Source organism: Mycobacterium terramassiliense (assembly GCF_900157385.1).
In the GTDB taxonomy this organism is placed as follows: Bacteria; Actinomycetota; Actinomycetes; order Mycobacteriales; family Mycobacteriaceae; genus Mycobacterium; species Mycobacterium terramassiliense.
Map to the genome: position 1 here is coordinate 2,328,865 of NZ_LT717701.1, position 23,070 is coordinate 2,351,934.

At 68.0% G+C, this 23,070-nt stretch carries 16 protein-coding genes, 1 tRNA gene and 1 pseudogene; 17 read left to right on the forward strand and 1 reads right to left on the reverse strand.

The annotated features are described in order from the left end of the window. Positions 1–103: 103 nt before the first annotated feature. The 7 genes and pseudogenes from MTAB308_RS25720 to MTAB308_RS30510 all read left to right on the forward strand — a co-directional run bounded on the left by MTAB308_RS25720 (position 104) and on the right by MTAB308_RS30510 (position 5,417). Positions 104–442 (forward strand): hypothetical protein, encoded by a 339-nt coding sequence (locus MTAB308_RS25720; RefSeq protein ID WP_157901017.1) that lies wholly within the window; start codon positions 104–106, stop codon positions 440–442. Between the two features lie 355 nt (positions 443–797). Next, positions 798–1,445, forward strand: a complete 648-nt coding sequence (locus MTAB308_RS25725) for a type IV toxin-antitoxin system AbiEi family antitoxin domain-containing protein (RefSeq protein ID WP_077103356.1) — start codon at positions 798–800, stop codon at positions 1,443–1,445. Continuing rightward, on the forward strand, positions 1,442–2,203 hold the full coding sequence (locus MTAB308_RS25730; protein ID WP_077103358.1) for a nucleotidyl transferase AbiEii/AbiGii toxin family protein: 762 nt from the start codon (positions 1,442–1,444) through the stop codon (positions 2,201–2,203). Before MTAB308_RS25725 ends, MTAB308_RS25730 begins: the two co-directional genes overlap by 4 nt. A gap of 987 nt (positions 2,204–3,190) precedes the next feature. After that, positions 3,191–3,902 (forward strand): annotated as a pseudogene (locus MTAB308_RS30685) (PE family protein); the annotation flags it as partial. A gap of 12 nt (positions 3,903–3,914) precedes the next feature. Further along, positions 3,915–4,166, forward strand: a complete 252-nt coding sequence (locus tag MTAB308_RS25745; RefSeq protein ID WP_108637408.1) for a helix-turn-helix transcriptional regulator — start codon at positions 3,915–3,917, stop codon at positions 4,164–4,166. A gap of 508 nt (positions 4,167–4,674) precedes the next feature. Then, positions 4,675–5,226 (forward strand): tyrosine-type recombinase/integrase, encoded by a 552-nt coding sequence (locus MTAB308_RS25755; protein ID WP_077103365.1) that lies wholly within the window; start codon positions 4,675–4,677, stop codon positions 5,224–5,226. Beyond that, the gene (locus MTAB308_RS30510) at positions 5,133–5,417 is read left to right on the forward strand and encodes a tyrosine-type recombinase/integrase (RefSeq protein ID WP_342744185.1); all 285 of its coding nucleotides are present in this window, start codon (positions 5,133–5,135) and stop codon (positions 5,415–5,417) included. Before MTAB308_RS25755 ends, MTAB308_RS30510 begins: the two co-directional genes overlap by 94 nt. Before the next feature lie 46 nt (positions 5,418–5,463). On the opposite strand, the gene MTAB308_RS25765 is transcribed toward MTAB308_RS30510, so the two are convergent. Continuing rightward, positions 5,464–5,537: transfer RNA gene (locus tag MTAB308_RS25765), tRNA-Arg, on the reverse strand. Positions 5,538–5,719: 182 nt separating this feature from the next. Between MTAB308_RS25765 and lipQ the strand changes: the two genes are divergently transcribed. The 10 genes from lipQ to MTAB308_RS25815 all read left to right on the forward strand — a co-directional run bounded on the left by lipQ (position 5,720) and on the right by MTAB308_RS25815 (position 23,066). Then, entirely contained in the window at positions 5,720–6,967 is a 1,248-nt protein-coding gene (lipQ, locus tag MTAB308_RS25770) for an esterase LipQ (RefSeq protein WP_077103367.1), read from the forward strand. Between the two features lie 139 nt (positions 6,968–7,106). Continuing rightward, positions 7,107–8,576: a wax ester/triacylglycerol synthase family O-acyltransferase gene (locus tag MTAB308_RS25775; RefSeq protein WP_077103369.1), complete on the forward strand. Its 1,470-nt coding sequence runs from the start codon at positions 7,107–7,109 to the stop codon at positions 8,574–8,576. A gap of 41 nt (positions 8,577–8,617) precedes the next feature. Then, positions 8,618–10,291 (forward strand): HAD-IB family hydrolase, encoded by a 1,674-nt coding sequence (locus MTAB308_RS25780; protein WP_425436358.1) that lies wholly within the window; start codon positions 8,618–8,620, stop codon positions 10,289–10,291. Beyond that, positions 10,288–12,639, forward strand: coding sequence for a glycerol-3-phosphate 1-O-acyltransferase (locus tag MTAB308_RS25785; protein ID WP_077103374.1), 2,352 nt, complete (start codon positions 10,288–10,290; stop codon positions 12,637–12,639). The genes MTAB308_RS25780 and MTAB308_RS25785 overlap by 4 nt, the downstream gene beginning before the upstream one ends. 27 nt (positions 12,640–12,666) lie before the next feature. Next, complete coding sequence (locus MTAB308_RS25790) at positions 12,667–14,682, forward strand: bifunctional copper resistance protein CopD/cytochrome c oxidase assembly protein (RefSeq protein WP_077103375.1); 2,016 nt, start codon at positions 12,667–12,669, stop codon at positions 14,680–14,682. A 161-nt stretch (positions 14,683–14,843) separates the two neighbouring features. Continuing rightward, positions 14,844–15,326, forward strand: a complete 483-nt coding sequence (locus MTAB308_RS25795) for a single-stranded DNA-binding protein (RefSeq protein ID WP_077103377.1) — start codon at positions 14,844–14,846, stop codon at positions 15,324–15,326. A gap of 80 nt (positions 15,327–15,406) precedes the next feature. Beyond that, the gene (gene ettA, locus MTAB308_RS25800) at positions 15,407–17,083 is read left to right on the forward strand and encodes an energy-dependent translational throttle protein EttA (protein ID WP_077103379.1); all 1,677 of its coding nucleotides are present in this window, start codon (positions 15,407–15,409) and stop codon (positions 17,081–17,083) included. Between the two features lie 75 nt (positions 17,084–17,158). Beyond that, on the forward strand, positions 17,159–21,997 hold the full coding sequence (locus MTAB308_RS25805) for an NAD-glutamate dehydrogenase (protein ID WP_077103381.1): 4,839 nt from the start codon (positions 17,159–17,161) through the stop codon (positions 21,995–21,997). Beyond that, on the forward strand, positions 21,994–22,410 hold the full coding sequence (locus MTAB308_RS25810; RefSeq protein WP_068238996.1) for an acyl-CoA thioesterase: 417 nt from the start codon (positions 21,994–21,996) through the stop codon (positions 22,408–22,410). Before MTAB308_RS25805 ends, MTAB308_RS25810 begins: the two co-directional genes overlap by 4 nt. After that, positions 22,395–23,066, forward strand: a complete 672-nt coding sequence (locus MTAB308_RS25815) for a DUF8010 domain-containing protein (RefSeq protein ID WP_077103383.1) — start codon at positions 22,395–22,397, stop codon at positions 23,064–23,066. The genes MTAB308_RS25810 and MTAB308_RS25815 overlap by 16 nt, the downstream gene beginning before the upstream one ends. Positions 23,067–23,070 lie beyond the last annotated feature (4 nt).

The following is a 23,070-nucleotide window of genomic DNA, read 5'->3' on the forward strand; positions in this document are numbered from 1 at the left end:
ACAATCACGGAGCGCAGGTGGCCCGCCATGAGTGTAGTCAGTTGACTACACACTCGGGGTGTGGTGTAGTCAACTGACTACACCACCTCAAGGAGGACGGACCATGACCACAGCCCGCGCGCGGGATTGCGGAACCGATCTAGCCATGGCACTCGACCTCGCGGCACCCATCGGGGCAACCCGCGTCGACGAATGGGAAAGCATCGGGGCAGCCTTCAGGGTCTTCGATGGCCCGCAGTGGAGAATCACGCACATCGCCAACCACGGGCGATGCGCCGATATCGGCGACATCGTGGTGTCCGTAATCGGGCGGCAGTTCGCGGATGGGCGGGCCGAGCGAGAGATCATCATTGACGGCGCCTGTACCCCGGTCATCACGCCGGCCGAGGCGCGGACGCTGGGCAGGGCGTTGATCGCCGCCGCAGACGCGGCTGACGGGTGAATCGAGGCCCACGCCCGGTCCGCGGGGCATCGAGCTCCGTTGCGTCGCCCCAAATGGCGCGTGCAGTGCCCCCGGCACGACTCGAACGTGCGACCTAGGGATTAAGATTTGGGGGCTCTCGCAGTTTCTCGATTTTGCCTGTGTTGTCCTGTGCTACAACGTATTTGACTGCTGATCGGCATCGGTGAGAACCCGCCAATTACCGTCGAATCGTGGTCATTGGCGATGAATAAACGATGACTCGCCGTCCCTGTGCTGGAACGTGGATTGGTCGATCGCCATCGATACGTCGTTGCAGGAGTAGTATGCATTTTGTAGGCTTATAGCCTAAGCTTTGCATAGTCAAGTGAGTGAAATGGTTAACCGCAGAAATACCTCGCTTCCGGCGGTCCTTGCGAGCGCGCCGCTGCGAACCATCCGCGCCGAGGACGCCGGGGGTGCTTACGCGTTTCCCGGCCCAGAGCTGGCACGCCTGGCGGACAGAGGGCAACTACAGCGGGTGGCCCATGGCTATTACGTCGTCGTCCCGCAGGACATGATCGGTCGCGAATGGGTGCCGAATCTAGAGGCCGCGGCCGCCGGGATTGCGTCGGCGATCTACGGAGCGAACCACGCGGTCCTGATGGGTATCAGCGCCGCCCGTGTGCTCGGCGCCATCCCGAGAGCCCTGGCGACGGCCGTCGTCGCCGTGCCTGGTCAACACCGGCCAATTCGGCTGAAAGACCGCCAAGCGGTGGTCCGCTTCGTCAAGCGCGACACCGACAGGTTGGATGCCGAACGTATCGAGACACCCCTAGGACCGGCCATCGTCACCACGCCGGAACAGACCGTCCTAGACCTCGCGCAGCGTCCTGCGCTCGGAGACGCTCCCAACGAGGTGCCCGCGGCGATCCGCATGTTGTATGAGCGCAGCGATCACCAACGCCTGCAAGCTCTCGCGGCCGACCAACGCCGCACGGCATCGCTGCGCCGCGCCGAATCATGGGCCGCACCAGAAAAATGAACGATGACGAACGCGCCGAAGTCGCACGGCAGTTTGGCGTTGCACCCGAACAAGTCGAGCGTGACCATCTCATCTCTCATCTGCTGGCATTTCTCAGCCGGGACTTCAGCGAGCGGATTCAGTTCATCGGGGGCACCGCACTGGCGCGCACACACCTTCCGGCGGGCCGGCTCAGCGAGGACATCGACCTGATCGCCATCGACGAACGCGAAGCCCTAGCGGCCGATCTGGACGCGGCGCTGCCACGTGCACTGGCCCGAACCCACGGCAGACTCACCCTGGAACCCCTGTTTAGTGGTGTGGCCGATACCGTCACGGCGACACTGCGATCCGCCACCGGCGCGGTGGTCGGGATTCAGCTGCTGTCGGCGCGCGGCAGAGTGTTGTGGCCCTCGGAGCACCGCGTACTTGAGCAGCGCTACCGCGATGCGCCGACGGCCGAACTTATTGTTCCCACCTTGCCCGCGTTCGCTGCGTCCAAGACGGCGACTTGGGCGGACCGGCGGGCACCGCGCGACCTCTGGGACCTCTGGGCGCTCAGCAGAATCGAGGCCATCGACGCCGCCGCTCTAAAGCTGTATCGACGGTTCGGTCCGACCAATCAGCCGCCTGCTCCCGACGTGTTCAAGACGCCACCGCCCGACGCCGCATGGCAGTCGCAGCTCGCAGGCCAGACCCGGCTGACCGTCGGCGCGGGCGATGCCCTGGCCGCCGTTCGCGAAGCCTGGGCTCGCGCGGTTGCCGCCGAGCGTGGATGAATCGCAATTAACTTGCACGACCAAAAGCCCTAATTTCCAACATTTCTCAACCAGACTCAAGTCTTCCCAACGCCACCTTCAACCGCTCTATACATCTCGATCACTTCCCAAAACATCTGCACTGCAACAAGTTACAGTCACGACATCCCAAAATACCGCTGACGCATTGGCACAAAGGTGCAATACTGATTTGGTGGCGCACGGAGTGCGCCACCAAATCCCAGCCGCTGCAGCTGGTTTCGCTCGCTGATGTTGTGAGGTGGTCGCCGGTGTTGACGATCTCGCGGCTATCACGTTGGAGCATCAACTATTACAACGACACCGCCCGCCAGGCCGCTCAGCCCGGCCTGGATCGCCAGCGCGCCAACGGCGGGCTGGGGGAGTACTACTCCGAGAGCGGCACCCGAGCCCCGACGTGGCTGATTGCCGGCGAGACCTCCTGGCTCGTCCGACCTGCGCACAGCGGTGAATGTTGCCCTGCTCACCGAAGGCCCAGGAGTCTTCACCTCCTCCTCGGGCCACAAGCTCACGGCGCGCGTGGCGGCTGCGCGGATCGTCGCCCCGTCCAGCTCCGCCTGAGCCTCCGCCACACCGTATTGCGGCCACGCCGCCACGAGTGTCACCGGGCCGTCGGGGAGCGGGTGCACCCAAAACGTCAGTCCCACCGATACGCGTTCCCGGCGCCGCCGCCAGCCATCAGGATCACGTGTTCGGGATCGTCAGGACGCCGGGGGCCGCGGGTGGCAGGCGACCCGACCAGATCCAGTTGCGCCGAGGCCTAACCCGCTCCCAACCGCGTTCGGAGTGTGCGCACGAAAACCCTTGAAGCGCAACGCTTAAAGTTTGCTGTTCCGGGCCATCTGTCCGCATTGATGAAAACTCCGTTTGCGCTGCCGTGATTGCGCTAGGCTGTTGAGCGTTTTCGACAGGGCTCGACGACCGCGCCAGGCGACCGCCGGGTCGTGAAGTGCCGGTCGGAGGTACGCAATGTCGTATGTGATCGCAGCGCCTGACGTAATAGCCGCAGCCACAACAGATTTGGCGAACATCGGTTCGACAATTAGAGCGGCCACCGCGGCCGCGGCGCCGCCTACGACAGGCGTGGCCGCGGCGGCGGCCGACGAGGTATCGGCGGCTGTCGCCGAACTGTTCGGCTCACACGCGCAGGCCTATCAGGCGATCAGCGCTCAGGCGACGGCTTTTCACGGCCAGTTCCTAGCGCTACTAAAAGCCGGCGCCGGGCAGTACGCAGTCGCCGAGACCAGCATCAGTCGGGATCTGCTCAGCACCGTCAATGCGCCCACCCAAGCGCTCGTGGGACGCCCACTAGTCGGCAACGGCGCCGACGGGGTTGCCGGCGGCACGTTGGCGCAAGCCAACGGCGGGGCCGGCGGGATCCTTTTTGGTAATGGCGGGGCCGGGGCGACCGACGCGGCCGGACAGGGCGGGAACGGCGGGGCCGGCGGGCTGATCGGCAATGGTGGTGCCGGCGGCGCGGGCACTGGCGGCGGACGGCGGTGACGGAGGTACCGGCGGGGCCGGCGGCAACTCCGCGACCGGTCACGGTGGTGATGGCGGAGACGGCGGTGGCGGCGGCGGCCCCGGGCTGATCGGCTCCGGCGGTCACGGTGGCCCGGGCGGTGACGCCGGCACCGGCCCCGCCGGCAACGGCACCAACGGCCAGCCAGGCCAGTCCGGTTAACCTCAGCCCATGAACATCCCTTCGCCGTGTCCTAACTGCGTCCTGCGACTTCGGATCACCCGCATACACGACGACAAGTGGCTCACCCGCCAGGAACTCGCGGACCGTTATGGGCTGCCGGTCAAGACGCCAGCCGAATGGGCGACGAAAGGGACCGGACCACGTTTCGCCAAGATTGGACGACACGTGCGCTACCGACTGAGCGACGTAATTGATTGGGAACGTACGCGATTCAACGAGAACGAGCGCCCTTCGGCCTAACTGCCATCGGTTCATGTTCGACACATCTGTGCGGCCGGTGGAGACGGCTGCAGCTGCCCTACTAGCCCAACGCTGATGGCGGGCAGGCCTTCGCTGCGGATCGGGCAGCACGGCAAGGTGAAGCGCATATATCTCGGCGGGGGAGTATGGCTGGCGCGGTGTCGCTACCGCGACAGCGAGCGCGTGACGCGGATCGTCCAGCGCGTCGGCCCCGCCGACGAATTCGACAAATACGGCAAGCTCGCCGAGGACGCCCTGACCGAGGCCATCGCGGAACGGCGCCCGCCGAGCGGCCCGGACGCGATCGGGCTCGATACGCGAATCATGGCCTTGATCGAGCAGCACATCACGCGCCTTGCTGAGGATGGCCGGTCGGTGCGGACCCTCGATACCTACCGATACGACGCCACCAAGCTCGCCAAGTTCGTCGCCGGCGTGCGCGTCGGCGAAGCAACCCCGGCGCGCATCGACGCCGCCCTCAGGTCGATGCGAAACACACGGCCCCACGATGGCGCGCCGTGCGCGCACCCTCTTGCGGGGCGCGCTTCAACTCGCGGTGCTGAACAACGTCCTCGGCACCAATCCGGTGCGCGATGTGCAGTCGATCAGATCCAAGGCGGCTCCCAAAGGCGCCTCGGCGCTCACGGCCGAACAAGTGCGGGATTTGCTGACGAAGGTACGAGCATCCGAAGAATGCCAACGGCGCGACTTGGTCGACCCGATCACACTGTTCCTCGCGACCGGCCTCCGCCGCTGCGAGCTCCTGGCGTTGCGGTGGAGCGACTTTGACGCCGACGCCGGCACTATCGCCGTAACCGGCAAGGTGGTGCGCCAGAGCGGTATCGGCCTCACGCGCATCGACGAGACCAAGACCGCCGCCGGGCGCCGTACCATTCCGTTGCCGTCGTTCGCCGTCGCGCTTCTCAACGACCGCCGCAAGCGCCTGTACGTCGGCCAGCAGAGACGATCTTTGCATCCAGCAGCGGAACGGTTCGTGACCCGGAAAACTTCAACACCGCGTGGCGCATGGTGCGCGAGGGGCTTGGGATGCCGAACGTGACATCGCACAGCTTCCGCAAGACTGTGGCAACGCTCATCGATGACGCGGGGCTCTCTGCGCGGATCGGTGCGGACCACCTCGGCCACGCCAGGGTGTCGATGACCCAAGACCGCTACATGTCCCGCGGACGCGTCCACAACCAGGTCGCCGACCTGCTGGATCGCGCCGTGACGGACATAAACGATGAATAAACGATGACCGCCATTTTCAGAGGTCTCAAAAACCACCTCTGACCAGTGCCCCCGGCACGACTCGAACGTGCGACCTAGGGATTAGAAGGCCCTTGCTCTATCCACCTGAGCTACGGAGGCAATGTGCAGGTCAGTCTATCGAACGCGACACGCCCGAGGACTCGCCAAGCACGACGCGCCCGAAAAGTCTTTCAGCGGAGCGCTTATCGGTTATCGTGTGAGCCTCGACACACGGACAACACCGGTTGATAAGCAGCCGTTAACCGCAACGAAGCGTGTGCATAACGTCGAGGGGTGCGTTGATGAGCGTGGCCTTGAACTTGACTACGCGGTGCTCGCAGGCCGGTGCGCAGGCATTGCGACTGGCGGCCGACGCCAGGGACACCTGCCGAGCCGGCGCATTGTTACTGCGTGGCTCGCCGTCGGCGGTCGGCTGGGTCGCCGGCTGGCTCTCCACGGAATTTCCCCCGCACGTGGTCACCGGCCACGCGTTGTCGCGGGTCACGCCGCCGGCCATCGGCCGCGTCGGCGCCTCGTGGGCCGCGCAAAAGGCCGATCAGGCCCTCACTGCCGCGCTCGAAGGGTGCTTCGGGCCGGACTTCCGTGACCAGGTGCGCCACCCGGCGTGCGCCCAGACCGAGTGCGCCTCGCGCGGGAGTCTGCTGCGCCGGCCCGGGCCGCACCGACGCTACGCGGCGCAAACCTCCGACATCTCCTACGGTCCGGGCGGCGTCGCACACCTGCTCGACATCTGGCGGCGTCACGACATGGCGCCCGGCCGCCGCGCACCGGTCCTGATCCAGGTCCCCGGCGGCGCGTGGGCGATCGGCGACAAACGAGTGCAGGCCTACACGCTGATGAGCCGGATGGCCGAACTCGGCTGGATCTGCGTGTCGATCAACTACAGCAAGAGCCCGCGCTGTACGTTCCCGACGCACCTCATCGACGTGAAGAGGGCGATCGCGTGGGTCCGCGAGAACATCGCCGACTACGGCGGCGATCCCGACTTCATCGCGATCACCGGCGGGTCCGCGGGCGGGCACCTCGCGTCGCTGGCGGCGCTCACCCCGAACGACCCGACGTTCCAGCCCGGCTTCGAGGGCGCCGACACCGCCGTCCAGGCCGTCGCCCCGTATTACGGTGTCTACGACTTCACCGACGCCGAGAACATGCACGAGTTGATGCTGCCGTTCCTCGAGCAGTTCGTCCTGAAGACCCGCTACAGCGAAAACCCCGACCGGTTCCGGTCGGCGTCGCCGATCAGCTACGTGCACAACCAGGCCCCGCCCTTCTTCGTGCTGCACGGCGAGAAGGACGAACTGGTGCCCAGCGGCCAGGCCCGCGCCTTCTGCGCGGCGCTGCGCGACGCCGGGGCCGCGACGGTGGCCTACGCCGAACTCGCCAACGCGCACCACGCCTTCGACATCACCCCGACGGTCCGATCGCGGCTGGCCGCCGACGCCGTCGCCGACTTCCTGGGCGTCGTCTACGGGCGCCGCGCCTACCCGCTGATGGACTCGGTGCCGGTGCCGGCCACGTCCGCCAGCTGAGCGGGCGCCAAGTTTCGCGCAGCGGATCGCGCCTTTCACCGCCGCGGCATCCCGACTAGCGTTGGGTTTGCAATCCGGTTCGCGGCTCCGAGGCAGGAGGCTTGGTCGGCGGTGACAACGTTGGCGCGTCGAGTTCATCATGGCTGAGTCCGTCGGGAGCGTTAAGTTGTCCGACGAGCTCGGACCCGTCGACTATCTGATGCATCGGGGTGAAGCGAATCCCCGGACCCGGTCGGGGATCATGGCGCTCGAACTTCTCGATGCGACGCCGGACTGGGACCGGTTTCGCACCCGGTTCGAGAACGCCTCGCGGCGGGTGCTGCGGCTGCGGCAAAAGGTCGTGGTGCCGACGCTGCCGACGGCGTCGCCGCGTTGGGTGATCGATCCCGACTTCAACCTGGACTTCCACGTGCGACGGGTGCGCGTGTCCGGCTCCGGCACGCTGCGGGAGGTGTTCGACCTCGCCGAGGTGATCCTGCAGTCGCCGATGGACATTTCGCGGCCGCTCTGGACGGCCACGTTGGTGGAAGGCCTGGCCGAAGGCAAGGCCGCGACGCTGCTGCACGTCAGCCACGCCGTCACCGACGGCGTGGGCGGCGTCGAGATGTTCGCCGAGATCTATGACCTCGAGCGCGACCCGCCGCCCAGGCCGACGCCCCCGCAACCCATTCCGCAGGACTTGACGCCCAACGACCTGATGCGCCAAGGCATCAACCGCCTGCCGTTCGCCGTCGTCAACGGCGTCGTGGGCGCCGTGGCGGGCGCGGTGTCGGCGGCCGGCAAGGCGGTGCTCGATCCCGTGTCGACGGTCGGGGGAGTCGTCGGCTATGCCATGTCCGGCATGCGGGTGATGAACCGCGCCGCCGAGCCGTCGCCGCTGCTGCGCCGGCGCAGCCTGGCCTCCCGCACCGAGGCGATCGACATCCCGCTCGCCGACCTGCACAGGGCCGCCAAGGCCGGCGGCGGATCGATCAACGACGCCTACCTCGCCGGGCTGTCGGGCGCCCTGCGGCGCTACCACACGGCGCTCGGCGTGCCGATCAGCACGCTGCCGATGGCGGTGCCGGTGAGCCTGCGGGCCGACGCCGACACGGCCGGCGGCAACCGGTTCACCGGCGTCAACCTCGCGGCGCCGCTGGGCACCGCCGATCCCGTCTCGCGGATGAAGAAGATCCGCGCCCAGATGACGCAGCGGCGTGACGAGCCGGCCATGAACATCGTCGGATCGATCGCCCCGGTGCTGAGCGTGTTGCCCACGGCGGTGCTGGAGGGCCTCACCGGCTCGGTCATCGGCTCGGACGTGCAGGCCAGCAACGTCCCCGTCTATCCCGGAGACACCTACATCGCCGGCGCAAAGGTGTTGCGCCAGTACGGAATCGGGCCGCTGCCCGGGGTGGCGATGATGGTGGTGCTGATCTCCCGCGGCGGCTGGTGCACGATCACCGTGCGCTACGACCGGGCGGCGGTGCGCAACGAGGCGTTGTTCGCCCAGTGCCTGCTGGAGGGCTTCGACGAGATCCTCGCGCTGGCCGGCGAGCCGACGCCGCGCGCGGTGCCCGCCTCGTTCACCGAACCGGCCGTTTCGTCGCGATCGGCGGCGGGCTCGTGAGCGCCGCCCAGGAGCGCGGAACCCCAAAGCCGGGGGAGGACATGCGGCTGCCCGGCTCGGTGGCCGAAATCATGGCCAGCCCACCGGGGCCGAAGATCGGTGCGTTCTTCGACCTGGACGGGACGCTGGTCGCCGGCTTCACCGCCGTCATCCTGACCCAGGAGCGGCTGCTCCGCCGCGACATGGGGGTGGGGGAGCTGCTCAGCATGGTGCAGGCCGGCCTGAGCCACACCCTGGGCCGCATCGAATTCGAAGACCTCATCGGCAAGGCGGCCGCCGCGCTGGCCGGGCGACTGCTCGACGACCTGGAGGAGATCGGCGAGCGGCTGTTCGTCCAACGGATCGAGTCGCGGATCTACCCGGAGATGCGCGAGCTGGTGCGGGCCCACGTGGCCCGCGGCCACACCGTGGTGCTCAGCTCCTCGGCGCTGACCATCCAGGTCAACCCGGTGGCGCGCTTCCTCGGCATCTCCAACATGCTCACCAACAAGTTCGAGACCAACGAGGACGGGATGCTCACCGGCGGGGTGCAGAAGCCGATCCTGTGGGGTCCGGGCAAAGCCGCTGCGGTGCAACGCTTTGCGGCCGAGAACGGCATCGACCTCAAGGACAGTTACTTCTACGCCGACGGCGACGAGGACGTCGCCCTGATGTATTTGGTCGGCAATCCCAGGCCGACCAACCCCGAGGGGAAGATGGCCGCGGTGGCCAAGCGCCGCGGCTGGCCGATCCTGCGTTTCGACAGCCGGGGCCGCCTCGGGCTGCGGCGGCAGATCCGGACGCTCGCCGGCTTCGGGTCGATGTTCCCCGTCGCCGCCGGCGCGGTGGGGATCGGCGTGCTCACCCGCAGCCGGCGACGCGGCGTGAACTTTTTCACCTCGACCTTCTCCCAGCTGTCGCTGGCGATCGCCGGGGTGCACCTCAACGTCATCGGTGAGGAGAACCTCAACGCCCAGCGTCCCGCGGTCTTCATCTTCAACCACCGCAACCAGGTTGACCCCGTCATCGCCGGCGCCCTGGTGCGCGACAACTGGATCGGCGTGGGCAAGAAGGAGCTGCAGAAAGACCCGATCATGGGCACGCTCGGCAAGCTGCTCGACGGCGTGTTCATCGACCGGGACGATCCCGCTGCGGCGGTGGAGACGATGCACGAGGTCGAAGACCGGGCCCGCAAGGGGCTGTCTATCGTGATCGCCCCGGAAGGCACCCGGGTGGACACCACCGAAGTCGGGCCGTTCAAAAAGGGTCCGTTCCGCCTCGCGATGGCGGCCGGAATCCCGATCGTCCCGATCGTCATCCGCAACGCCGAGATCGTCGCCGCCCGAAACTCCACCGTCGTCAACCCCGGCACCGTTGACATCGCGGTGTTCCCGCCAATCTCGGTGCGGGACTGGACGATTGAGAACCTACCGGAGCGCATCGCGGAGGTGCGGCAGCTGTATCTGGACACGCTGGCCAACTGGCCGGTCGACGAGCTGCCCGAGGTCGATCTGTACGCCGGGAAGAACGCGGCGAGGAAGGCCCCGAAGAAGGCGCCGAAGACGACCCCGCAGAAGGCAAAGGCTCCCGCGAAGAAAGCGCCCGCCAAGAAGGCTGCCGCCAAGAAGGCGACGAAGAAGGTCGCACCTAAGGCAAAGCCGGCGAAGGCGAGCCCGAACGCGTCAGAAGTCGCGCTGAAAGACGGTGAGGCGCAACAGCCTCGAGGGCGGCCGTGACCAAACCGGCCGCGGATGTCAGCGCAATCCTCGCCGCCCAAGATTCGCTGATATTGGCGTCCATGACCTCGCCGGTGGAGCGGGAGCTGGTGATGGCCTGGGTGGGCCAGCAGCGCGCCGGCAACCCGGAGGTCACCTTCGAGGTGTCGGCGCTGCCGGAACCGGGGGCGGCGCCGACGGCGCTGTCCGAGCTTGCCGAACGGCTGGAGTCCGAATCGAACGACGACCGGTCGGTCGTGCCGGTGCGCGTGTTTTGGCTGCCGCCGGCCCAGCGCGGCAGGCTCGCCCAGTTGGCCGGGCTGCTTCCCGGCCAGGATCCCTACCACCCCAACCCGCGTCAGCAACGACACATCGTGCGCGACGATCCGCAACGCGCGCGGGTGGTGGCCGGCGAGCCCGCCAAGGTTTCCGAACTGCGCCAGCAGTGGCGCGACACCACCGTCGGCGACCACAAGCACGACTTCGCGCATTTCGTCACCCGGCGCGCCATCCTGGCGCTGGAACGCGCCGAATACCGCATCCTCGGACCGCAATACAAGTCGCCGCGGCTCGTCAAGCCGGAAATCCTGGCCTCCACGCGGTTTCGCGCGGGCCTGAAAAAGATCCCGGGCGCCACCGTCGAGGAAGCCGCGAAGATGCTCGACGAACTCGCCACCGGCTGGAGCCGGGTGTCCGTCGATCTCGTCGGCGTCCTCGGCAGGGCGCTCAGCCGAGGGTTCGATCCCGACATCGACTACGACGAGTATCAAATCGCGGCCATGCGTGCCGGGCTGGAAACCCATCCCGCGGTGCTGCTGTTCTCGCACCGCTCCTACATCGACGGCGCGGTGGTGCCGGTGGCGATGCAGGAGAACCGGCTCCCGCCGGTGCACGTGTTCGCCGGCATCAACCTGTCGTTCGGGGTGATGGGGCCGCTGCTGCGCCGCTCCGGCGTCATCTTCATCCGCCGCAACATCGGCAGCGACCCGCTCTACAAGTACGTGCTGCGCGAGTACGTCGGCTACATCGTCGAGAAGCGCTTCAACCTGAGCTGGTCCATCGAAGGAACGCGCTCGCGGACCGGAAAGATGTTGCCGCCCAAGCTCGGCCTGCTGTCCTATGTGGCCGACGCGTATCTCGACGGCCGCAGCGAAGACATCCTGCTGCAGCCGGTGTCGATCGGATTCGACCAGCTGCACGAGACCGCCGAATACGCGGCCTACGCCCGCGGCGGCGAGAAAACCCCCGAAGGCGTCGTCTGGCTCTACAACTTCATCAGGGCTCAGGGCGAACGCAACTACGGCAAGATCTACGTCCGCTTCCCCGAAGCGGTCTCGATGCGGCAGTACCTGGGACCGCCGCACGGGCCGCTCGCGCAGGATCCGGACGCCAAACGGCTTGCGCTGCAGAAGATGTCGTTCGAGGTGGCGTGGCGGATCTTGCAGGCGACGCCGGTGACGGCGACCGGTTTGGTGTGCGCGCTGCTGCTGACCACCCGCGGCGCGGCGCTGACGCTCGGCCAGCTGCACCACACTCTGCAGGACTCGCTGGACTATCTCGAGCGCAAGCACAACCCGATGTCGACGAGCGCGTTGCGGCTGCGCACCCGCGACGGGGTGCTCACCGCCGTCGACACGCTGTCCAACGGGAACCCCATCACCCGCGTCGACGGCGGTCGGGAGCCGGTGTGGCTCATCGGGCCCAACGAGCAACACGCGGCGGCGTTCTACCGCAACTCGGTGATCCACGCCTTCCTGGAGACCTCGATCGTCGAACTCGCGCTCGCCTACGCCAGGCGAGCGGAGAGCGATCGCGTCGAGGCGTTCTGGACGCAGGCGATGCGGCTGCGGGACCTGCTGAAGTTCGACTTCTACTTCGCCGACTCCGCGACGTTCCGGGACCACATCGCCGAAGAGTTGACGTGGCACGACGACTGGGAGGCGCACGTCGCCGCCGGCGGGGACGAGATCGAGGCGATGCTGTTCGCCAAGCGCCCGTTGATGTCGGACGCCATGTTGCGGGTGTTCTTCGAGGCGTACGAGATCGTCGCCGACGTGTTGCGCGACGCGCCGGCCGGTGTCGCCCAAAAGGAGTTGACGTCGTTGGCACTTGGGGTGGGCCGGCAACACGTCGCCCAGACCCGCGTCCGAAGCAGCGAATCGGTTTCGACGCTGCTGTTTGCCACCGCGTATCAGGTGGTGGTCGACCAGGATTTGATCGAACCCGCCGACGATCTGGCCGACCGACGGACCGCCTTCCGGCGGGAAATGCGGGACATCTTGCATGATTCCGACTACGTCGGGCGGATCGCGCGCAAGCAGTTCGTCGCCCGCGAGGCCAAAGCGCGTCTGGAGAGCCAGACTCGGTAGGCGCGGTGCGCCCAATACGCTGGGTGCATGACGGTCGACCAGCAGGTAGCCGCGCGTCGCGCGTGGGTGTGGCCACTGCTGATCGGCGTCGCCGGGCTGGCGGGCTGCACGGCGGCTGGGATCGGCGCCCTCTCGCTGGCGGACGCGCTGTCGGCCACCGGGTTGCCCGATCCGGGCCCGGCAACCACCCTGGGGCTGCCCTTCATCCGGGCGGCGGGGGAGATCGCCGCGGTTCTGGCCGTCGGGTCGTTTCTCTGCGCGGCGTTCCTGGTGCCGCCGCAGGCCAGCGGGGTGCTCGACGCCGACGGATACCGCGCGCTTCGCGTCGGGACGGTGGCCGCGGGCGCGTGGGCGGTGTGTGCGGCCCTGCTGGTCCCGCTGACCATCTCCGACGTCTCGGGTCACCGGCTGGCCGACCTCGACCCGGGCACGATCTGGTCGCTGGCCGGCCTGGTCAACACCGCCTCGGCCTGGCGCTGGACCGCGATCCTGGCGGCGGTGGTCACGCTGGCGAGCCTGCCGGTGCTGCGCTGGTCCTGGACGCCGGTGCTGGTCGCCGCGTCGTTGGTGACGCTGCTTCCGCTCGGGCTGACCGGTCACTCGTCGGCCGGCGGCTCGCACGACCTGGCGACCAACAGCCTGCTGATCCACCTCGTCGCCGCCAGCCTGTGGGCGGGCGGTCTGCTCGCGCTGCTCGCCCACGCGTTGCGCAACGGCGACCACACCGGGCTGGCGGCGCGGCGGTTCTCGGCGGTGGCGCTGTGGTGCTGGGTCGCCATGGCGCTCAGCGGATCAGTCAACGCGCTGGTGCGCGTGCTGCCGTCCGACCTGCTGACCACCGGCTACGGGCGGCTGGTGGTCGCCAAGTTCGTCGCGCTGTGCACGCTGGGGGTGCTCGGGTGGCGCCAGCGGCGCTCCGCGGTGGCGGCGTTGCAGGCCGACCCGGGCGCGCGCAGGGCGCTGATCAGGCTGGCGCTGATCGAGGCCGCGGTGTTCGGCCTCACCTTTGGCATCGCCGTCGGGCTGGGCCGGACGGCACCGCCGCCGCCTCCGGGCCGGTTGCCCACGATTCCCGAAGCCGAGATCGGCTACGACTTCGACGGCCCGCCCACCGTCGCGCGCATCCTGTTCGACTGGCGCTTCGACCTGATCTTCGGCACCGCCGCCATCGTCCTCGCCGCGCTGTACGTGGCGGGGGTGGTGCGGTTGCGCCGCCGCGGCGATCGCTGGCCGCCGGGGCGGACCGTGGCCTGGCTGCTGGGCTGCCTGGCGTTGCTGTTCGTCACGTCGTCGGGCGTCGGGCGGTACATGCCGGCGATGTTCAGCATGCACATGGTCGCGCACATGGGCCTGTCCATGGCGGTGCCGATTCTGCTGGTGCTGGGCGCCCCGGTCACCCTGGCGCTGCGGGCGCTGCCCGCCGCCGGCCGCGGCGATCCGCCCGGCATGCGGGAGTGGCTGCTGGCCGCGCTGCACAGCCGCCTGTCGCGGTTCCTGACCAACCCGGTGGTCGCGACGGTGCTGTTCGTCGCCGGCTTTTACGGGCTGTACCTGTCCAACCTCTTCGACACCACCGTGAGCAGCCACGCCGGGCATCTGGCGATGAACGCGCACTTCCTGCTCAGCGGCTACCTGTTCTATTGGGTCGTCATCGGGGTGGACCCGACACCGCGTCCCATCCCGCCGCTGGCCAAAGTCGGCGTGGTGTTCGCGTCGCTGCCGCTGCACGCGTTCTTCGGGGTGGTGCTGATGGGCACGCGCCAGGTGCTCGGCGCCGACTACTACCGCTCGCTGGGCCTTGCCTGGCACACCGACCTGATCGGCGATCAGCGATTGGGCGGTGGAATCGCCTGGGCGGCAGGCGAAGTGCCGCTGGTGGTCGTGATGATCGCGTTGCTGGTGCAGTGGGCGCGCAGCGACAGGCGCATCGCGCGGCGGCTGGACCGGGCGGCCGACCTGGACGACGACGCCGAGCTGACCGCCTACAACGCGATGCTGGCCGAACTGGCGCGAGGGGAAACGCCGGGGCATTCGCCTTGTTGAGGCGACCCCGGCTCGGGGCCTGACTAATCCACAGTCCCGCCTCCATCCACAGGGGCTGCCGGGGAGGGCCCGATTCAGGCCCCTTTGGCGCGCGGCGCGTCGGTAGCGACGAGGTCAATGGTCACCACACCAGAGAAATGCAACCGAGAAGGGATCAGCCCATGTTCGAAACCTCGCTTACCGTGGTCGGCCACATCGTCAACAACCCCGAGCGCCGACAGGTCGGCACGCAAGAGGTCATCAAGTTCCGCGTCGCCAGCAACTCCCGGCGGCGCACTGCCGACGGCGGCTGGGAGCCAGGCAACTCGCTGTTCATCAACGTCAATTGCTGGGGCAAGCTCGTCACCGGCGTGGGCGCCGCGTTGGGCAAGGGTGCACCGGTGATCGTGGTGGGCCACGTCTACACCAGCGAGTACGAAGACCGGGACGGCAACCGCCGCTCGTCGCTGGAGATGCGCGCGACCTCCGTCGGGCCCGATGTGTCCCGCGCGATCGTGCGCATCGAGCGGCCCGGCTATATCGGCCCGACGGCCGGCGACGCCACCACGCCCGCGACGGATGCGACCGACGCCGCTGGTGAGGACGCCGACGCCGGCGACAGCGGTGAGGCCGCCGAAACGGGGCCGCTGCCGCTGTCGGCTTAGCTGCGGGATCCGGCCTGCCGCGCCGTGCCTAGGATGGTCCGCGAGAACTCTCTCAAAGACCAGAAAGGCACAACCGCGGCATGGCTGAGTTCATCTACACGATGAAGAAGGTCCGCAAGGCGCACGGCGACAAGGTGATCCTGGACGACGTCACGTTGAGCTTCTTCCCGGGAGCCAAGATCGGTGTCGTCGGCCCCAACGGCGCCGGCAAGTCGAGCGTCTTGCGGATCATGGCCGGTCTGGACAAGCCCAACAACGGCGAAGCCTTCCTGGCCACCGATGCCACCGTCGGCATCCTGCAGCAGGAGCCGCCGCTGAACGAGGAGAAGACGGTCCGCGGCAACGTCGAGGAGGGCCTGGGCGACATCAAGGTCAAGCTCGACCGCTTCAACGAGGTCGCCGAATTGATGGCCACCGACTACTCCGACGAGCTGATGGAGGAGATGGGCCGGCTGCAGGAGGAACTGGACCACGCCGACGCGTGGGACCTCGACTCCCAGCTGGAGCAGGCGATGGACGCGCTGCGCTGCCCGCCGCCCGACGAGCCGGTCACCAATCTGTCCGGTGGGGAGCGCCGCCGCGTGGCGCTGTGCAAGCTGCTGTTGTCCAAGCCGGACCTGCTGCTGCTCGACGAGCCGACCAACCACTTGGACGCCGAAAGCGTGCAGTGGCTCGAACAGCACCTGGCCGCCTACCCGGGCGCCATCCTGGCGGTGACCCACGACCGGTACTTCCTGGACAACGTCGCCGAGTGGATCCTCGAGCTCGACCGCGGCCGCGCCTACCCCTACGAGGGCAACTACTCGACCTACCTGGAGAAAAAGGCCGAGCGGCTTTCGGTGCAGGGCCGTAAGGACGCCAAGCTGCAAAAGCGGCTGACCGAGGAGCTGGCCTGGGTCCGGTCGGGGGCCAAGGCGCGCCAGGCCAAGAGCAAGGCCCGCCTGCAGCGCTACGAGGAGATGGCCGCCGAGGCCGAGAAGACGCGCAAGCTCGACTTCGAGGAAATCCAGATCCCGGTCGGGCCGCGGCTGGGCAACGTCGTCGTCGAGGTGCATCACCTCGACAAGGGCTACGACGGTCGCACCCTGATCAAGGACCTGTCGTTCACCCTGCCGCGCAACGGCATCGTCGGGGTCATCGGCCCCAACGGGGTCGGCAAGACCACGCTGTTCAAAACCATTGTCGGGCTCGAGCAGCCGGACAGCGGCACGGTCAAGGTCGGGGAGACCGTCAAGCTGAGCTACGTGGACCAGACCCGTTCCGGGATCGACCCCAAGAAAACGGTGTGGGAAGTGGTCTCCGACGGGCTGGACTACATCGAGGTCGGCCAGAACGAGATCCCATCGCGGGCGTATGTGTCGGCGTTCGGGTTCAAAGGCCCCGACCAGCAGAAGCCGGCCGGTGTGCTGTCCGGCGGCGAGCGCAACCGGCTGAACCTCGCGCTCACGCTGAAGGAGGGCGGCAACCTCATCCTGCTCGACGAGCCGACCAACGACCTGGACGTCGAGACGCTGAGCTCGCTGGAGAACGCGCTGGAGAAGTTTCCCGGTTGCGCCGTGGTGATTTCGCACGACCGCTGGTTCCTGGACCGCACGTGCACGCACATCCTCGCGTGGGAAGGCGACGACGACAACGAGGCCAAGTGGTTCTGGTTCGAGGGCAACTTCGGGGCGTACGAGGAGAACAAGGTGGAACGGCTCGGCGTCGATGCCGCCAGGCCGCACAGAGTGACCCACCGCAAGCTGACCCGCGACTAGTGTCAGGGCTGCCCCGTTAAGCAGCGGGGCGACCGGACGCACACCCCGCGACGATGCGAGTTGGGAGCAATCGGCATGGCGATCGATCCCGGTGCCAAGCAGGACTTCAAGCCGTGGACCACGTTCAGCAAGAGTGACGACGTTCCCGACTGGATCGCGAATGCCTACATCGAGAGCTACCGCGGTCCGCGCGGCGACGAACCGGGCGCCGCAGGATCCGATCGCATCGACCCCGCGGCCCTGGTGACCCCCGCCATGCTGCGCGCCCACTATCGGCTCGGCGAGTGCCGCCCCGAGCGCGGCAGCTGCGTGTGCGTCCACCCGGCCGACGATCCCGCGGGATTCGGGCCCGCCCTGCAGGTCGTCACCGCCCACGGCAGCATGCTGCTGGACTCCGTCACGGTGCTGCTGCACCGGCTCGGGGTCGGCTACGGCGGCATCATGACCCCGGTCTTCGACGTCCATCGGGACTCGAACGGGGACCTGCTCAGCGTCGAACCCAAAGCGCCCGGCACGTCGCAATTCGACGGCGAGGCCTGGATATACGTCCCGCTGTCGCCGTCGGTCGACGGCAAGGCCCTCGCCGAGGTGGAGCGGCTGCTGCCCAAGGTGCTGACGGACGTCGAGCAGGTCGCCACGGACGCCGCGGCGATGATCGCCGCCCTGGCCAATCTGCAAGCGGCCGTCGCGGCCAACGCCGACCACCGCTATGCGGCGCCCGACCGCGAGGACGTCGCGGAGCTGCTGCGCTGGCTGGCCGACGGAAACTTCCTGCTGCTGGGCTACCAACGTTGCCGCGTGCACGACACCCGGGTGTCCCCGGACGGATCACCCGGCCTCGGGGTGCTGCGCACGCGCACCGGCTCGCGGCCCCGGTTGACCGACGACGACCACCTGCTGGTCTTGGCCCAGTCCGTCGTCGGCAGCTACCTGCGCTACGGCGCCTACCCGTACGCGATCGCCGTTCGCGAAAAGGGCGACGGGGACGCCGTTAGCGAGCACCGCCTCGTCGGGCTGTTCACCGTCGCCGCCATGAACGCCGACGTCCTGGAAATCCCGATGATTTCGCGCCGGGTCCGCGAAGCGCTCACGATGGCCGACGACGACCCCATCCATCCGGGCCAGCTGCTGCTCGACGTCATCCAGACCGTCCCGCGTTCGGAGCTGTTCACGCTCAGCGCCGAACGGCTGCTGGCGATGGCCAAGGCGGTGGTGGATCTGGGATCCCAGCGGCGCGCGTTGCTGTTCCTGCGGGCCGACCGGCTCCAATACTTCGTCTCGTGCCTGGTCTACGTGCCCCGCGACCGCTATACCACGCCGGTGCGGTTGCAGATCGAAGACATCCTGGTCCGCGAGTTCGGCGGGACCCGGCTGGAATTCACCGCTCGGGTCAGCGAATCGCCTTGGGCGCTCATGCATTTCATGGTCCGGTTGCCCGAATCCGATGCCCCGGTGAACGTTTCGGAAGACACCCGCGTGCGGATCCAGGGGCTGCTGAGCGAGGCGGCACGGACCTGGGGGGACCGCCTGATCGCCGCCACCGCGATGGGCACACCCGCGCACGCCGACGCCGAGCATTACGCCACCGCCTTCTCCGAGGTCTACAAGCAGGCCGTCGCACCCGAGGATGCCATCGAGCACATCGCGATCATCAACGAGCTGTCCGATGATTCGGTCAAGTTGGTGTTCTCCGACCGCGGCGAGGACGGCGCCGCCCAGCTGACCTGGTTCCTCGGCGGGCACACCGCGTCACTGAGCCAGCTGCTGCCGATGCTGCAGAGCATGGGCGTCGTCGTGCTCGAGGAGCGGCCGTTCACCGTCACCCGACCGGACGGGCTGCCGGTGTGGATCTACCAGTTCAAGATCCAGCCGCATCCGACGATCCCGTTTGCCACGACGACGGCCGAACGTAACTCCACCGCAGAGCGATTCGCCGAAGCGGTCACCGCCATCTGGCAGGGCCGCGTCGAGATCGACCGGTTCAACGAGCTGGTGATGCGGGCGAGGCTGACCTGGCAGCAGGTGGTGCTGATCCGCGCTTACGCGAAATACTTGCGGCAGGCCGGTTTTCCGTACAGCCAGTCCTACATCGAATCGGTGCTCAACGACCACCCGTCGACCGTGCGCTCCCTGGTCACGTTGTTCGAGGCGCTGTTCGACCCCAGGGTGTCGGGATCGCCGACCAGCCGCGACGCGCAGGCGGCCGCCGCCGCCGTCGCCGCCGACATCGACGCCTTGGTGAGCCTGGACACCGACCGCATCCTGCGCGCGTTCGCGTCGCTGGTTCAGGCCACCTTGCGCACCAATTACTTTGTGACGCGCGCGGGCTCGGCCCGGGCCCGTAATGTGTTGGCGCTCAAGCTCGATGCGCAGCTGATCGACGAGCTTCCGCTGCCGCGGCCCAAATACGAGATCTTCGTGTACTCACCCCGCGTGGAAGGGGTGCACCTGCGGTTCGGCCCGGTGGCCCGCGGGGGCCTGCGGTGGTCGGACCGCCGCGACGATTTCCGCACCGAGATCCTGGGCCTGGTCAAGGCGCAAGCGGTGAAGAACGCCGTGATCGTGCCGGTCGGGGCCAAGGGTGGCTTCGTCGTCAAGCGCCCGCCGCTGCCCTCCGGTGAACCCGCCGCCGACCGCGACGCCAGCCGTGCCGAGGGCGTCGCCTGCTATCAGTTGTTCATCTCAGGCCTCCTCGACGTCACCGACAACGTCGACCACGCAACGAAAAAGGTCAGCCCACCGCCGGAGGTGATACGCCGCGACGGCGACGACGCCTACCTGGTGGTGGCCGCGGACAAGGGCACCGCCACGTTCTCCGACATCGCCAACGACGTCGCCAAGTCCTACGGGTTCTGGCTGGGCGACGCGTTCGCGTCCGGCGGATCGGTGGGCTACGACCACAAGGCCATGGGCATCACCGCCAAGGGCGCGTGGGAGGCCGTCAAACGCCACTTCCGGGAGATGGGCGTCGACACCCAGACCGAGGACTTCACCGTCGTCGGCGTGGGCGACATGAGCGGCGACGTGTTCGGCAACGGCATGCTGCTCAGCGAGCACATCAGGCTGCTCGCCGCGTTCGACCACCGGCACATCTTCCTCGACCCCGCCCCCGATGCGGCGTCGTCGTGGCGCGAGCGCCAGCGGATGTTCGAGCTGCCGCGGTCCAGCTGGGACGACTACGACAAGTCGCTGATCAGCGAGGGCGGCGGGGTATACAGCCGCGAGCACAAGGCGATTCCGGTCAGCCCGCAGGTCCGCGACGCCCTCGGCATCCACGGCGCGGAAGAGGGGGCCACCGAAATGTCGCCGCCCGACCTGATCAAGGCGATCCTGCAGGCGCCGGTCGACCTGTTGTTCAACGGCGGCATCGGCACCTACATCAAGGCCGAATCGGAATCCGACGCCGACGTCGGCGACCGCGCCAACGACCCGGTGCGGGTGAACGCAAACCAAGTGCGCGCCAAGGTGATCGGCGAGGGCGGCAACCTCGGCGTGACGGCGCTTGGGCGCGTCGAGTTCGACCTGTCCGGCGGGCGCATCAACACCGACGCGATGGACAACTCCGCCGGCGTGGACTGTTCCGACCACGAGGTCAACATCAAGATCCTGATCGACTCGCTGGTCACCGCGGGCAAGGTCCGGGCCGAGGAGCGCAAGGAGCTGCTGGAGTCGATGACCGACGAGGTCGCGCGGCTCGTGCTCAATGACAACGAGGACCAGAACGACCTCATCGGCACCAGCCGCGCCAACGCGGCCAGCCTGTTGCCCGTGCACGCGATGCAGATCAAGTATCTCGAAGACCGCGGCCTCAACCGGGAATTGGAGGCGCTGCCGTCGGAAAAGGAGATCCACCGGCGCACCGACGTCGGCATCGGGCTCACCTCTCCCGAGCTGTGCACCCTGATGGCCCACGTCAAGCTGGCGCTCAAAGAGGACATGCTGACCACCGAGCTGCCGGAGCAGGACGTCTTCGCGTCCCGGCTGCCGCTGTACTTCCCGAAGCCGCTGCGCCAACGGTTCACCCCGGAGATCCGGACCCACCAGCTGCGCCGGGAAATCGTCACCACCATGCTGATCAACGATCTGGTCGACGCCGCGGGTATCAGCTACGCGTTCCGGATCACCGAAGACGTCGGCGTCGGTCCGATCGACGCCGTGCGCACCTACGTCGCCACCGACGCCATCTTCGGGGTGAGCGAGATCTGGCGGAACATCCGCGCGGCGGACATCCCCGTGGCGCTGTCGGACCGCCTCACGCTGGATACCCGGCGGCTGATCGACCGCGCCGGCCGCTGGCTGCTCAACTACCGTCCACAACCGCTGGCCGTGGGCGCCGAAATCAACCGATTCGCCGCGAAGGTCAAGGAACTCACGCCGCGCATGTCGGAGTGGCTGCGCGGAGATGACAAGGCGATCGTCGAAAAGGAGGCGGCCGAGTTCGCGTCGCAGGGCACGCCGGAAGACCTGGCGTACATGGTCGCCGCGGGCCTGTATCGCTTCAGCCTGCTCGACATCATCGACGTCGGTGACATCACCGAGATCGAGACCGCCGACGTCGCGGACACCTATTTCGCCCTGATGGACCGGCTCGGCACCGACGGCCTGCTGACCGCGGTCTCCGAGCTGCCCCGGCATGACCGCTGGCAATCGCTGGCGCGCTTGGCGATTCGTGACGACATCTACGCCTCGCTGCGGTCGCTGACCTTCGACGTGCTCGCCGTCGGAGAGCCCGACGAAAGCGGCGAGGAGAAGATCGGTGAGTGGGAACAGATGAGCGCGTCGCGGGTGGAACGGGCGCGCCGCACGCTCGGCGAGATTCAGGAAAGCGGCGCAAAGGATCTGGCGACGCTGTCGGTGGCGGCGCGCCAGATTCGCCGCATGACCCGCACCAGCGGACGAGGCTCGTCGAGTTGAGCGTCGGGTACGTCGCGCCGGTGCCGGTGCGCTGGTCGGACATCGACATGTACCAGCACATCAATCACGCCACCATGGTCACCATCCTCGAGGAGGCGCGGGTGCTCTTCCTCCAGGAGCCGTTCGCGGCCGACATCACCACCATCGGGCTGCTGATCGCCGACGTGCGGGTCACCTATCGGGGGCAGCTGCGGTTGACCGATTCGCCTCTGCAGGTGACCATCTGGACCAAAAAGGTGCGGACGGTGGACTTCACGCTGGGCTATGACGTGCGATCGGTCAATGCCGACCCGGCGTCGAAGCCCGCCGTCATCGCCGAGACGCAACTGGCCGCCGTCCATATCGAGGAGCAGCGGCTGGTGCGACTCTCGCCGCACCATCGGGAGTATCTGCAGCGATGGCTGAGGGAATAACGGGCGAGCGCGGAGTGTGGTTGCGCGACGCCGCGCACCGCGGGGACCTGGCCACGTTCGTCGATCACGCAATCCGCCTCGACGACGCCGCGGTCGTCCGGCTGCGGGCCCGGTCGCCCGGGCTGCTGACCGCTTGGGTGGCAACGGGTTTCGATGTGCTGGCCAGCCGGGTGGTCGTCGGCACGGTGCGGCCCGACGATTTGTCGGTGGCCGCGGACGCGCTGGCGCGCGGCCTGTCGGCGATGGACGCCTCGGGTTATGTCGATCCGGGCTTCGCGATGGACTCGGCGTGGCGGGGCGCGCTGCCGCCCGAATCAGGGTTCACTCACCTCGAAGACCTGCCGGCCCAGGTGCTGCTGGACCTGGCGCAGCGCGGCGCGCGACTCGCCAAGGAGGGCGGGAGTTCGCACGGCCCGCCGGTCTCGCTGCTCGACCAGGAGGTCATTCGGGTCAGCTCGGCCGGCGTCAGCGTCGGGCTTCCGATGCGCTGCGTGTTCGCCTTGACCGCAATGGGTTTCCTGCCGCAGCCGCCCGCCGAGGGCGCCGCCGCCGACGAGCTGGTGCGGGTGCGGATATCGCCGTCGTGGCTGCGGATCGACGCCAGGTTCGGCTCGGTGTACCGGCGCCGCGCTCACGCGGCGCTGCTGTTGCGTTGACAGG